This is a genomic window from Cohnella sp. GCM10020058 (assembly GCF_042683485.1).
GTDB lineage: Bacteria > Bacillota > Bacilli > Paenibacillales > Paenibacillaceae > Cohnella.
This window is the reverse complement of sequence record NZ_JBHUJV010000013.1, coordinates 75,444-88,764: the sequence shown is the minus strand read 5'-3', so window position 1 is coordinate 88,764 and position 13,321 is coordinate 75,444. Positions and strand designations below refer to the sequence as shown.

The following is a 13,321-nucleotide window of genomic DNA, read 5'->3' as shown; positions in this document are numbered from 1 at the left end:
CAAATACTGGGGGGAAACCCAAGAAGGCGGTGCCCCCTATGTGCCAAAGATTTTCGCTTGCCGCGGATTTGCCCGAGCTCACCGAACGTTACCGCATCGATCAGGTCGTCGGTTCATACAAGCCCAGATACAATGTCGCTCCGACACAGTACGCCGCCGTCATCGTCGAGGAACAGCGCGAACGCAAGCTCGAGTCGCTGCGCTGGGGCCTGATGCCTTATTGGTCCCGCGATGCCGTCAATGCGGACGGCCCGGGCATCGGAGACCGGCCGATCTTCAAGCGCATGACGAACAAACAGCGCTGCGTCATTCCCGTCAGCGGTTTTTACGGCTGGGAGACGAAGGGCAGAGCCCGTCAGCCGATCCACTTCGTGCTAAAAGGGCGTGGAACGTTCGCCGTTCCCGGGTTTTACGAAGTGTGGCCGCGCGTCGAAGGCGGCGATATTCGCGCGTATACGATGCTGACGACGCTGCCCAATGATATGGTAGGTCCGTATTCGGACCGGATGCCGGCCATTTTGGACGATGAAGGCATCGACGCATGGCTGAACGAGACGAACACGGAATATCGGGGCGTCCTGGGCCGAATCCGCGGTATCTCGGCGGATGAGATGATGATGTATCCGGTCGGCGCCTATGTGAACGAGCGGGAACGCGAGACGCCGGAATGCGTCGAGCCGATCCGCAACTTCTACTCCGCAATCCGGGAGTAGCCATAACGATTGTTTAAGAGGCCCTCCGCGCAGCCGCGACGGAGGGTCGATTCATTTTGTCGGGGGAGGAACCGCAATGGGCGCAATAGTGAACGACAACGGCGAGCGGCCGGTACAGGTGTATGTTTTGTCCGGCTATCTGGGGAGCGGCAAGACGACCGTGCTGCAAAAACTGCTCGAGGGATCCAAGGCGAAAGGCTGGAAGACGGCGGTGCTCATGAACGAAGCGGGCGACGTCAATCTCGACGGCGAGTTGCTGGCAAAGGACGTGCCCGTGGCCGAGCTGATCGGCGGCTGCATCTGCTGCTCGGTTAAAAACGATCTGGGCGTCTCGCTGCTGCAGCTCGTTCAGGAACATCGCCCGGACGTGATCTGGATCGAGTCCACCGGCGTGGCGCAGCCGCTTGAGATGATGGACGCCGTGACGGAAGTATCCATGTATGTGAGGCTCGAGCTGCGGGGGCTGATCACCGTCGTCGACGCGAGGCATCTGCTCGACCGGCTGCGGCTCGGCGCAGGCAAGACGCTTCGTCTGATGCGGGAGCAGATCCGAGGCGCAGCATTGCTCTTGCTGAGCAAGACGGATCTCGTCGGACCGGGGGAGGCGGAGGAAGTGCGCGCGCAGCTGCGCGAGTGGAATTCTTCCGCTGTGATCGTAGATTCGGTCAAAGGAGAGTCCGAAGAGGATCTATTCTCGCTGCTGCCGGGCGCTGCCGAAGCGATGGTAAAGTCACGGACGGATGAGGTGCATCACGATGATCACGCCCATCATGATCACGCCCATCATGATCACGCCCGTCACGACCAAGCCCAACATGATCGTGTACATCACGATCACATGCATCATCATCACGACCGTCATGGCCACTCGAATCCGCGACTGCACGATCATGTGCACGTGGTCACGCATTATCCTGCATCGCGGTTCCCGAGCGAGGACTTCGAGCGCTTCCTGCGCGATCTGCCGGCCTCGGTGTACCGCGCCAAGGGGATCGTTACCTTTACCGACACGGCCGCCCGTTATTTGTTCCAGTTCGCTTATCGCGAATCCGACTTCATGCCGATCACGCCGCAGAAGCCGGTTCCTGACGTGATCGTCCTCATCGGCGAAGATTTCAGTGATTCGGACATGCGCGAGCGGCTGACTCGCCTCGAGGAAGGGCGGCTTTAGGAAGCCTTTGCCTTTTACATAATCGGGCCAAGCGGAGGGAACCTTAATCCCCGGAAGGGAGGTTCCGGTAAATGAGGGGATTCGAAGCAGGGCGCGTATCTGTCATCACGAGCTTGGTTTTATCGATCGGGCTGGTCAATCACGTCATCATTTTGCCGATCGTGCTGGGGACGGCCGGCAGAGACGCTTGGATCTCCGTCCTCCTGGCAGGCATTCTGATGCTGATCATGCTTCTGCCGCTGGCGGCGGTACTTCGCGACATGGGGCTGCAGCCCTTTCCCGCATGGGTCAAGGAAAAAGGAGGCTCCTTTTCCAAGCTGCTCATTCTAACGGTCGTCTCAGGCTATTTGCTGCTGGAAGCGATCGTTACGACCGTCGACATGCTCACCTGGACCAACAGTACCTATTTGCCCGATACGCCTCCGCTCGTCACGTCCGCGGTTTTTGTGGTACTTTGCATCGCGGCCGTATTGGTCGGCATGCAGGCGATCGTCTATATGTCTTGCATCGCACTTCCCGTCGTCTCGGGCTTGGGCGTATTCGTCGCTTCCGGCAATGCGAACCGCAAGGACTATTCGCAGCTGCTCCCATTGATGGAGCACGGCTGGGGGCCGGTGCTTCGGGGCGCGGTCGTCTCGGGCAGCGGGTTAACGGAAATCTTATTGTTTTTGCTTCTGCAAATTTATGCCAACAAGCCTTTTCGCCCGATCCATTTGTATGCCACAGGTTTGTTCATCATTATGCTGTCCCTCGGACCGACCGTTGCCGCCATTTGCGAATTCGGCGCTCACGAGTCGGGCCTCATGCGTTTCCCCGCCTTTTCGCAATGGCGGATTTTAAGAGTCGGCCGCTATATCGAGCACCTCGATTTTCTCGCCATCTTCCAATGGATCAGCGGCGCGCTCATTCGCACGTCGCTCGCGATCAGCGTCCTGCTTGAGCTCACCGGCATTCAGAAGCGCAAGGTTAAGTTCATCGCTTTGACGGCCCTTGGGATCGCCCTCGTCGGCTTGACCGTCTATCCGTTCGGCGATAGCAACCAGTATTTGTTCTACAAAGCCCTGCGACCGTTCGCGCTTGCGACGCAGATCGGCATGCTGCTCTACGTATGGGCGCTGGCGCTTCGCAAGCGCGCGGAGAGGGGGGATCTCCATGCGGACCGGGCTTGATTGGCTGGATGCCGAGCTGGAAGACTGCGCGGACGTCGTTTTCGAATCGCTGGCGGCTGGGGGGCGGCTTGCTGCGCTGGCTTTGTTGCCGGGCATGGTGGACAACGCTGTTTACAAAGAACGGCTGCTGCCTTCGCTCGGTGAATGGATGTCGCGCACGTCTGACACCGACGGTCTTGCCGGTGCGATTCCGCGGGCGACCTCAAGCGATGGCGAGCGCGAGCGAATTCTGGCCGATCTGTTTTCCGGCAGCGTAATCATCGTGATGCACGAGGCCGTGCTCGTTTATCCGGTCCCGAAGCAGCCGGAGCGTGCGCCGGAGGAGTCCGCTTCGGAGATCTCCGTCAAGGGGCCGCGCGACGGATTCGTCGAGAGCTTGCACATCAACCGGACTTTGGTGCGCAAGCGAATAAAATCGCCGGATTTGAAAATAGAATCGTTCACCGTGGGGACGGATAGCCGTACCGAAGTAAACCTGCTGTTTTTAAAGTCGGCCGCGAGCCGCTCGCTCGTCGAAGAGGCGCGCAAAAGGATCGGGAGGCTGTCGCCGGCAATCGTGAACGGCGCCGGACAGCTCGAGGAGATGCTGGCCGACAGGTCCCGCTCCTTGTTTCCGCTCATCGATTATACCGGCCGGCCGGACTATATCGTCGAATGCCTGGCTGCAGGCCGCGTTGCCATCATCGTAGACGGCTTGCCGCTCGTTTATACGGCGCCGACCAACATGTTCGAGCTGCTCAAATCGCCGGAGGACCTCCACAACTCGTATTATTACGTGACGATGGAGCGGCTGCTTCGCCTGCTCGGCTTGTTCATCACGCTTTCTTTGCCGGGATTTTGGGTCGCGGTGTCGACGTTTAACGTCGACCAGATTCCGTTCCCGCTCATGGCAACGATCGTCGTCTCGCGAATCGGCCTGCCGATCTCGACCGCGATCGAGATGTTCCTCATGCTCTTCATGTTCGAGCTGTTCCGCGAAGCGGGCGTGCGGCTGCCCAGGGCTGTCGGACAGACGGTCGCGGTCGTCGGCGGCATCATCGTCGGGGACGCGGCGATCCGGGCGGGACTTACCTCCCCGACGATGCTTGTCGTCAGCGCCGTGACAAGCGTCACATCTTTTACGCTGGTTAACCAGACGCTGTTCGGCTCCGTCACCCTGCTGCGTTTTGTCGTGCTGCTGTTTTCTACCGCGCTCGGCATGTTCGGCTTCTTTATCGGCGTGTTCGCGATATTGTTGTACATGGTATCGCTGCGGTCGTTCGGAGAGCCTTACCTGAAGCCTGTGGCTCCGTTCGAGGCGAAGCGCTTGCGCGGCGCCTTCATCAAACTGCCGTATGTGGACCGGAAAAGCAAGGGAAGCCCGAAGCGCGGCAGATCGGAGAGGTGAACGGGATGCGCGCGGCGATACGTATGGCAGTGCTGACCGTCATAGCCGTAGTTCTGACGTCTTGCTGGGACCAACGCTCAATCCAGGAGACCAGTTATTTTACGAGCCTCGGGATCGATTTTGACGAAAAGAAAGAGCTATACTCCATTTACGGGTCGCTGATCACCATGGCCGACGTCGCCAAAACGGAAGGCGCGAGCGGCATGGCGTTCCCCTCCTACATCGGGCATGGCGAAGGCGAGTCTCCGCAGCTTGCGCTGGAGGCGTTGTACCGAAGCACGCAGCTCAGGCCGTCTCTCGACCATCTCATGACGATTGTCTTCAAGGATAAGGCTTTGTCGCGGGTACCCGACATTTTGGACAGCATCAATCGAAGCCGGACCGTGCGTTACAACGTTTTTATCGCGTCGACGACAGAACCGCTTGACGAATTGCTGGCGGCGGACACTTTTTTTAATTCGCCGATGTATACGTTTTTGTATACGCACAGCATTCATAGTCCTGCCCTGCCGGCCGTGCCGATGCTGAGCTTGCAGGTGTTCGTGCGCCGTTTTTACGAGGAAAGCCGCACGACGCTGCTGCCTGTCCTTAAACTGGACCGCAGCAGCTGGAAACAGGGAGGTAAAGCAAAAACCTATATTTTTTACGACGGCGCTCATGCGATCGCCAGGCAAAAAGACCGTGCAGCGCTAGACGAAAAAGTCGTTCAGGGGGCAAAGTGGTTCCTCTCCGATCAGAAGGGCGCTTTTCTTGAAGTGCGGAACGAGGAAGGGAAATTCGTGGCCATTTTTGTCGTGACGAAAGGCAAGGGGCGCTTGTCCTACGTCGAACGCAATAAAGAGGGTATCTTTAAGGCCGTCGTACCTGTGCAAGCTTACGTGTACGAGCTGCACGAAAGGGCGGGCGAGCGACAGCTGGAAGCTTGGGCGGAAAACGGCATTCGCGAGAAGTTGAAGCAATCCTTGGCGGTGGGGCGCGCGAACAAGATCGACCTGATCGGCTTGGAGGACGAGCTGTACCGGCACCATCTGAAGGCATGGAAAAAGTTGAAAGCGGGGGGCGGGGAGGTCACGGAGATTCCGACCGAGGTCGTCGTCGACTTAAAAATTACGAATTCGGGGAAGCTTAAGCTATAATGGGGCGAGCCTATGTGCGGAAACAGGAAAAAAGCCGCCTCCAGATGGGAGACGGCTTGACCGGATGACTTGCGGCTACAGGACGCGGCGAGCGGTCGTGTAGTGGTTTTTCCACCAACCCGAGTTGATGGTCGAGATCGTAACGCCGGGGCTGCCGTACGTATGAATGACCTTGCCGCCGCCGATATAGATGCCGACATGGTGAATCGGGGAGTAGAAAAATACAAGATCGCCGGGCTTCAAGTTAGCCTTGGACACATACTTGCCCGACTTGGCTTGCGCCGCAGACTCGCGGGGCAGGGATACGCCGTATTTGCGATACAGAAATTGCGTAAACGAGGAGCAATCAAAGGAACTGGTAACGCCGGTTTTTGCACCGAACTTATATTTAACGCCCATATATTTTTTGCCGAGGGCGATGATGCTGGATGCTTTGGAACTCGCGGCGACGGTCGCTTCCGCAGCGCTGGCCGGCTTTGCCGGCAAAGCTGCTGCCGCGCCTCCGAACAGGACGGTGAGTGCGACGGCCGATGCCATCAGTTTCTTAAAGGTATAGGATGTTGCCATGGATGCGATTCCCCCAATGATGTTGTAGTCGTGGTGCGCTTGCTGCTAGAATCAATATACCAGATCAAATTTCCCCTCCATTTCCCTCTAAGCGGCGAAAAGCTTGATGCGCGGCTGTTTGCGCGATTATATGAGAAACAACTAAGAAAATATTAATTCTGGACAACTAGACAAATGGCTGACGTACGCTATTTTTGCAAAATTGGTTTTGAAACCGTTAAAATGGGGCAATAAGCCGCGGCAGGATCGCGCAACGGCCCGACACAAAGGAGAATCGGCATGAACGTAACCATTCGCGAGGCGACAATGACGAAGGACGAGGTCAACGGATATGTTGGAAAGGTCGTGTTCGAGGTCGAGGGACATGATGCGGCATACGAGATGGCACTGCAGAGCGACAAAGGCAAGGAGTGGAGTTATTCGCTGTTTTTTGCAGGCAAGTCGGGCAGCGAGGCGCAGATCGATGCGGTGGACGCGGAGGTCGAGTCGAACGACGAGCTCTACGAACGGCTGGTGGATGCCGCGGTCGACGCATTAGAGCAGGCTTAAGCCAGTTACTCTTATTCTATTATAGAAGCAACTGCACGGGGACAAGCGTCTTCTATTATTTTACTTGGCAAACGATATAGGATATATTATAGGGCAGACCTGCACGCTCAGCTTGCATAAGCCCCTTATAAAAAGACATCGGTCCCTTCCCGTCCGGGAAGAGACCGATTTTTGTCATTGGCCCTTGCCGCAGCCAAATGCCGACCTGCCGTATTACTTGACGATGAGCACCGGCGCCTTGGCGTGCTGCATGACGTTGTGGCTGACGCTGCCGAGGACGAACTCGCGAATGCCGCCGAGTCCGCGGCTGCCGAGCACGATGAGGTCGGTGCCGTTGTCGCCGGCATAATCGAGAATCGTGTTCGCCGGATCGCCGTCGATCAGCTTAAACGTCGCGTTGATCGTGCCGGGTACGAGCGTCTTCGCTTCTTCAAGAACCTTGAAGGAGTGGTCCATATACTGCTGGGACCAGTCCGCCGGGAGCGTGACCATGAAGTCGCCGTTGTTGACGAGCGGCACCTGGTAGACGTGGAGCACCGTAAGTGTAGCCCCGCTGCTCTCCGCGAGCGCAGAGGCGTGGGAGATTGCTTTGCGCGACAGGTTCGAACCGTCGTATGCGACCAGAATGTTTTTGTAGCTCATCGAATAGCCTCCTCGCCGATTTATGTAACTTGCATAAGCCATGTATCTTTCTTTATTTAACCATACTTAATCCGGCATAATCAATTTGAAGGGAGCTTTGATTCGTGTCAGAAGATAAACGATTCAGTGAAGAAACCGTGAAGCTCGAATATACCAAGGCGTCGATTCGCGACCAAATCGCCGGCATCGGACCGCGTTATACCGGCAACGACTATACCGAGCAGACGCTTGATGCGATCCGTCAGGAGCGCAAAGTCCGGCTCTCTGCGTCGGAAAAGGAGCCGTACTTCGGCAGGCTCGACTTCCGCGAGGAAGGCAAAAGCGAGCCATTGCCGCTGTACATCGGCAAGTCGGGCGTCGGCGAAGACAACGGACACGACTTGCTGGTCGTGGATTGGCGGGCGCCGGTATCGAGCCTGTTCTACGCCTTTTCGGGCGGCAATCCCGAGGTGGCTTACGAATCGCCCGAAGGCGAGGTGTCGGGCACCGTCTACCTGAAGCGCAATTTGCTCGTGCGGGAAGGCGAGCTGCAGCGCGTCGTGGACAGCTACGCCGAAGGCGGCGAACAGGGCGGCTCGGCCGGCGACGAGTTTCTCCTTCACAAGCTCGGCGAGAGCAAGGACAACAAGCTCCGGGATATCGTCTCGACGATCCAGCAGGAGCAGGACGCGATTATTCGTACGGAGAAAAACAAGGCCGTCTTCATCCAGGGCGTGGCGGGAAGCGGCAAGACGACGGTGGCGCTGCACCGGCTCGCTTACCTGCTGTACCGTTACCAGGACCGCGTACGCGCCAATCGCATGATGATCCTTGCGCCAAGCAAAATGTTCTTGAATTATATATCCGGCGTGCTGCCGGAGCTTGGCGTCGGGGATATCGGCCAGCAGACGTTCGAGGACTGGGCGCTCGAGCAGATCGGAGAGAAGCTGCAGCTGCGCGATCCGGCGGAGGAGCTGGCCCGATGGTTCGAGGCGGATGACGCGGCAGGCAATCGCGCGGATTCAGAGGCAAAGCGCAAGGGCCGCCTCGGCTTTCTGGCCGATATCGACGAAGCGATCGAGGCGCTTGCTAGGACCATGGTACCCGAAGAACCGTTTTCGCCGGACGATCGGCGCATGCTGACGGCGGAGCAAGTACGCGCCTGGTTCGCCGAGGAGAATCCGCTGGATCCGATCATGAAAAAGCGGGAAAGGGTGCTTAACCGCATCAAGCGCTGGATGGAGATCGAGCTTGGCAAAGCCAAGTGGAGCGACGCCGAGGTGCGCAAGAAAGCGAACGCCCGCTGGAAGGCGTATGCCGGCAAGCTGCCGCAGCATACGGCCGCTTCGTTTTATAAAGCCGGCGGCTGGCAAGCGGACGATGCGTACGGCGCAGCCGAGGGCGCGAAGCGCGCGGGCGCAACATCTAAAGCGAAAGGCAAGAACAAGGCGGCCGCCGTTTTCGCCAGAGAAGATCTGGCGCCGCTCGTGCACATCCATCTGAAATTGCTCGGACCGACGGCTCCAGCCTACGACCATATCGTAATTGACGAGGCGCAGGATTATTCGCCGGCGCAACTGCAAGTGCTCAGGCAGCATCAGCGGATCACCTCGATGACGGTGCTCGGCGATCTGCAGCAAGGCATTCACGATTATGCGGGCATTACCGACTGGGAGGAGCTCAAACGTTTATTTCCCGCAGACGAGACGTCCTATTACGAGCTGGACCGGAGCTATCGTTCGACACTGGAAATCATTGAATTCGCGAACCGCATTCTGAGGGGGATGGGCGGCGGCGTCAAGCCGGCGCGGCCCGTCTTCCGCAGCGGACAGCCGGTGGAGGTCGAGCGGGTTTCGCAAGCGCCAGGCTCGGATGCGATCGCTTCGATCGTCCAGGAATGGCGGAAGGAGCCGGAGCTTCAGAGCATTGCTGTGCTGGGCCGAACGGCGGCAGCCTGCGCGCGAATCTATAGCGATCTGACGGCACGCGGCATCCAGGCTTCGCTGCTCGAGGCAAAGCATCAAAACTATGAAGGCGGAATTACGGTGGCGCCGGTGTATCTGTCCAAAGGCCTCGAATTCGATGCCGTCCTGATTCCGGACGCTGATGCGACGAACTATAAGCCGGAGGATGCCAAACTGCTTTACGTCGGATGCACGCGCGCGCTCCATAGGCTTAAGCTGCTGTATGCGAAGTCGCCGACGCCGCTCATTGCCGAACCGGATGCTGAGCCAGAGGAGGCGACACGATGAGAAGAGGGGGCCTGCGGGCAATCGTTACCTTTACGCTGATTATCGCCGCTTATCTCGGACTGAACTTCTTTATCGGCTGGAACGCGCAGACTTGGCTGGACAGCTGGCTGCCCGGTTTTCCGAACGGGGTCCTTTGGACCCTGCTCGCCTTGGCCGCGCTCGGCTATCTGATCGGGCGTGCACGTTTTCTGCCGAAGCCGGCGGGACGCGGACTCAAAGTGTTCGGCGCGTATTATATCGGACTTTTCGAATATGCCGTGCTGGTGCTGCCGTTCGCGGATCTGGCGGTATGGCTGTTCTACGCAGGAGGAGCGGATTATAAGGATACGGTAGAAACGATCGGTTTTATCGTCGCTGTACTGCTCCTGGTACTATTCGCGTGGGGGACCTGGAACGCCTGGACGCCAATCGTCCGCAAATACGATCTCGACGTGGCGAAGGACGCCGGAGGCCGGCGGCGGATGGACATCGTGCTCGTGAGCGACCTGCATCTGGGCAACATTGTCGGCAACCGCCATTTGGATCGTCTGCTCCCGCGGGTGGAACGGATCAAGCCCGATCTGATCCTGCTGGCGGGCGACGTACTTGACGACGTAATCGAACCGTTCGTTCGCAACCGGATGTCCGAGCGTCTCGGCCGGCTCTCGGCGCCGCTCGGCGTATATGCCGTACTCGGCAATCACGAATATTACGGCGGGCATGTCGAGGAATACGTCGACCGCATGGCAGCGCTCGGGATCCCCGTGCTTCGCGACGAGCGGGCGACGCCGGACGGATTCCTGCATGTCGTGGGGCGCAAAGACAAGACGGCGGAGTCGATGGACCCGGAAGGCCGCAAGCCGGTGGCGGAGCTGCTCGAGGGCCTCGATCCCAGGCTGCCGTTCGTGATGATGGACCATCAGCCGTACGGATATTCGGCTGCCGCGGACGCCGGCGTCGATATTCTCGTTTCCGGCCATACGCATCGCGGTCAGTTCGCGCCGAACCATTGGGTCACGCGACGTCTGTTCGAATTGGACTGGGGTTATTTGCGCAAAGGAAAGCTGCACGCCGTCGTTTCATCCGGCTTCGGTACCTGGGGGCCGCCGGTACGGCTCGCGAGCCGCAGCGAGATCGTGCATTTATCCGTTACCTTCAGCGGAGGAGCGTGAATGAGGATGGAATGTCCGTATTGTCAGGCTGAGATCGACCGCGCTGCCGGGAGATGCCCGAGCTGCAGGCGCAAGCTGTACGAGGTGACCGAAGCGGATTTTGAAGAAGCGGCGCCTGATCCGGGCGCCTTGCCGGCAGGCGGCGAGTCTGCGGATATTTCGGACAACGGGGCGGCTGCGGGGATTGGCGATGTCGCGGCGATGCTCGAGGACCGCTTCGTCTGCCGCAGGTGCGGCAACAACGGAGGCGTAGCCAAGCAAGTGGCGATGACCGGTACGGGACTGAGCAAGCTATGGGACATTCAGCATCATCACTACCTGTTTGTCTCCTGCGAGCGCTGCGGCGCGGTCGAGATTTACGATCCGGAAATGCTGCTCGGCCAAAAGCCGGGCAGTCTCGGGACGGTGCTCGATATCCTTTTCGGCCGCTAGGCGATAACGCGAGACAGGGACTGGTCGAAGGTCGGGTTTTGGTTTAAAATGTGAACAAATCATCTTTTTTCCTCATCGATTCCATCGATCCAAAGGAGCCTGGCCATGTCACGTAAGCTTCTGCTGTTGTTAGGAGCGCTGCTGCTGCTCCCGTCCGTCGGCGCCGCGGCCAATTGGAATACGCCGTTCGTCGTGTATTACGACAATTTGTACAAAATTACGGAAGAATCCGTGCCTGTCGACCGGTTGGGCATGAAGCTGGGCAAGATCGCGACTTATGCGCAAACCGAAGGCGCTTACAAGGGTAACTTCTCCAATGCGCTGCCAAAGGGCACCGAGTTCAAGGGGATCCTGGGGATCGACGTGCAAGACGCGATCGCCGTCGACTCGGGCGGCGGATCTTACGTCAAAGCCGTCTATCAGGAGTCCTACGCGGACAGCAAGCTGAGCGGCACGAGAGAGGCGCTGGAAAGATTGGACTGGCTATGGTCGCTTCTGATCGTGGCGGCCGCGGTCGCCGCCGGCGCCATCTGGTGGCGCAAATCGAGGCGCAGCGCAGGACAGGGCCGTTGATCGTCTGGATCAACGGCGCCTTCGGCGCAGGAAAAACGACGGCCGCATACGAGCTGCATCGGCGGCTTCCCGGCTCGCTCGTCTTCGATCCGGAAGAAGCCGGCTATTACATACGCGCGAGGCTGCCGAAGCAACTGCACGGCGACGACTTCCAGGATTATCCGATGTGGCGGTCGATCAATCGCGAGATGCTGGCCTATCTGGCTGCGAAGCACTCCGGGCCGATCATCGTGCCGATGACGGTCGTGAACGAGAGCTATATGGACGAACTGGTCGGCGCGCTGCGCAGCTCGGGCATCCGCGTCGACCACTACGCGCTGACGGCATCGCGGGAGACGCTGCTGCGAAGGCTTCGCAGCCGGTGGGAGGGGGAGCGGTCCTGGGCGGCCCTGCAGATCGACCGCTGCCTGGCCGGTTTGGACCGGGCGGCGTTCGAGGTCCGAATACAGACGGACGGAATGGGCGCAGACGAAGTCGTGGCCCGCATCGCCGAGCTGTCCGGACTCGCACTGGCGCCGGATCCACGCGGGCCGCTCAAGCGAGGCTGGGACCGTTTGCGGACGACGGCTGGGCATATCCGGCTTGGTCGGTAGCTTGAAGCGTAGAAAAAAAAGGCGTCGCGGTGAAAAAGCCGCGACGCCTTTTTCGGTTTTTGTCTTTGATTCGGAAAGTATAAATATTTTGGCGGCGGCTCGCGTGCGGGGAAGCGCGTGTTCGATGTGCCGGCGCTTCTCGGAAGCTTGGCGGGCCCAAAAGCCTGCATTTATACATGTATTTTCTGCCGACCAACGGTATCGGAAGAAATGCCAGCAAATGTGCAGGTAAATTCGGCGCACAAGCCGGAATTTTGGATGATGGCGTAAAATACCTGCACATTTGCATCTTTCCTGATTCAATGGGCCCACATCGGCCGAAATAGATGTAAAATTGCAGGCTTTGCGGAAAAGAACCACGTGGCGACGCTAAGCGGGTCTATTGGAACGGCTGTCTGACGAGTCATCGACAGGCTGTCCGCGCGACTCCTTTCGGATTCAAAAAAAGTTGGGCGGAACCACGCAATTTTCGGCTAACAGGCAAGATGCCGAACCCCGTCAAACCAAGCCCGTCAAACCAACCCGTCAAACCAACCCGTCAAACCAACCCGTCAAACCAACCCGTCAAACCAACCCGTCAAACCATTCCCGTCAAATCAAGCCCGTCATACCAAGCCCGTCATACCAACCCATCAAGCCAACCCCGTCAACCAACCCGTCAAGCCAACCTCGCTCGGCCCGACCTCCGCAACTTCAGCAACCTTATCGTTTTTGTGATACGCGCAGTCAGGTTGTCACACAGCGTCCGAATAAGCAAGGTTTGTGACACCAGATCCGCTATTCATAGAAATGCATACTTCGAAGTACCGTTTTAGCCTCAATAACGGCAGCGTGTCCGAAACATACGAATAGTTGCCCTAAAAATCGACATTTAGCGGAACCACGGTCCGTTCGTCGGAGTTTAGTAGCTGCCAAAGTGCCCATGATACTCACAAGTCAACCCCAACGCGCGATCTTAGCGGCTTCGCCGGCCGCTCTCAGCCGCAGTAGCCAAGCTTACGGCGACC

At 58.4% G+C, this 13,321-nt stretch carries 13 protein-coding genes; 11 read left to right on the top strand and 2 right to left on the bottom strand.

What is annotated here, in order from left to right; all coding sequences use genetic code 11:
* Positions 1-38 precede the first annotated feature (38 nt).
* The 5 genes from ACFSR7_RS21895 (at position 39) to ACFSR7_RS21875 (ending at position 5,576) form a co-directional block, all read left to right on the top strand.
* Positions 39-713, top strand: a complete 675-nt coding sequence (locus ACFSR7_RS21895; protein ID WP_378165250.1) for an SOS response-associated peptidase — start codon at positions 39-41, stop codon at positions 711-713.
* 76 nt (positions 714-789) lie between these two features.
* Positions 790-1,884 carry a CobW family GTP-binding protein gene (locus tag ACFSR7_RS21890; protein ID WP_378165248.1) on the top strand — a complete coding sequence of 365 codons (1,095 nt, stop codon included), beginning with the start codon at positions 790-792 and terminating at the stop codon, positions 1,882-1,884.
* Positions 1,885-1,955: 71 nt separating this feature from the next.
* Positions 1,956-3,053 carry a GerAB/ArcD/ProY family transporter gene (locus tag ACFSR7_RS21885; protein ID WP_378165246.1) on the top strand — a complete coding sequence of 366 codons (1,098 nt, stop codon included), beginning with the start codon at positions 1,956-1,958 and terminating at the stop codon, positions 3,051-3,053.
* Entirely contained in the window at positions 3,037-4,440 is a 1,404-nt protein-coding gene (locus ACFSR7_RS21880) for a spore germination protein (protein ID WP_378165244.1), read from the top strand. The genes ACFSR7_RS21885 and ACFSR7_RS21880 overlap by 17 nt, the downstream gene beginning before the upstream one ends.
* 5 nt (positions 4,441-4,445) lie before the next feature.
* A complete protein-coding gene (locus ACFSR7_RS21875; RefSeq protein WP_378165242.1) occupies positions 4,446-5,576 on the top strand; it encodes a Ger(x)C family spore germination protein in 1,131 nt (376 codons plus the stop codon).
* Between the two features lie 75 nt (positions 5,577-5,651).
* On the opposite strand, the gene ACFSR7_RS21870 is transcribed toward ACFSR7_RS21875, so the two are convergent.
* Positions 5,652-6,143 carry a C40 family peptidase gene (locus tag ACFSR7_RS21870; RefSeq protein WP_378165240.1) on the bottom strand — a complete coding sequence of 164 codons (492 nt, stop codon included), beginning with the start codon at positions 6,141-6,143 and terminating at the stop codon, positions 5,652-5,654.
* Positions 6,144-6,422: 279 nt separating this feature from the next.
* On the opposite strand from ACFSR7_RS21870, the gene ACFSR7_RS21865 reads away from it, so the two are divergent.
* The gene (locus ACFSR7_RS21865) at positions 6,423-6,692 is read left to right on the top strand and encodes a hypothetical protein (RefSeq protein WP_378165239.1); all 270 of its coding nucleotides are present in this window, start codon (positions 6,423-6,425) and stop codon (positions 6,690-6,692) included.
* A gap of 213 nt (positions 6,693-6,905) precedes the next feature.
* Here the strand turns inward: ACFSR7_RS21865 and ACFSR7_RS21860 are convergent, their stop codons facing one another.
* Positions 6,906-7,334 (bottom strand): universal stress protein, encoded by a 429-nt coding sequence (locus ACFSR7_RS21860; RefSeq protein WP_378165237.1) that lies wholly within the window; start codon positions 7,332-7,334, stop codon positions 6,906-6,908.
* A gap of 104 nt (positions 7,335-7,438) precedes the next feature.
* Between ACFSR7_RS21860 and ACFSR7_RS21855 the strand changes: the two genes are divergently transcribed.
* From ACFSR7_RS21855 to ACFSR7_RS21835, 5 genes are all read left to right on the top strand, one after another.
* Positions 7,439-9,565: a HelD family protein gene (locus ACFSR7_RS21855; RefSeq protein ID WP_378165235.1), complete on the top strand. Its 2,127-nt coding sequence runs from the start codon at positions 7,439-7,441 to the stop codon at positions 9,563-9,565.
* Complete coding sequence (locus ACFSR7_RS21850; protein WP_378165233.1) at positions 9,562-10,716, top strand: metallophosphoesterase; 1,155 nt, start codon at positions 9,562-9,564, stop codon at positions 10,714-10,716. The genes ACFSR7_RS21855 and ACFSR7_RS21850 overlap by 4 nt, the downstream gene beginning before the upstream one ends.
* Positions 10,717-11,148, top strand: a complete 432-nt coding sequence (locus ACFSR7_RS21845; RefSeq protein WP_378165231.1) for a zinc ribbon domain-containing protein — start codon at positions 10,717-10,719, stop codon at positions 11,146-11,148.
* A gap of 105 nt (positions 11,149-11,253) precedes the next feature.
* The gene (locus ACFSR7_RS21840; protein WP_378165229.1) at positions 11,254-11,721 is read left to right on the top strand and encodes a hypothetical protein; all 468 of its coding nucleotides are present in this window, start codon (positions 11,254-11,256) and stop codon (positions 11,719-11,721) included.
* Complete coding sequence (locus ACFSR7_RS21835; RefSeq protein ID WP_378166076.1) at positions 11,718-12,314, top strand: AAA family ATPase; 597 nt, start codon at positions 11,718-11,720, stop codon at positions 12,312-12,314. The genes ACFSR7_RS21840 and ACFSR7_RS21835 overlap by 4 nt, the downstream gene beginning before the upstream one ends.
* The last annotated feature ends 1,007 nt before the right edge of the window (positions 12,315-13,321 follow it).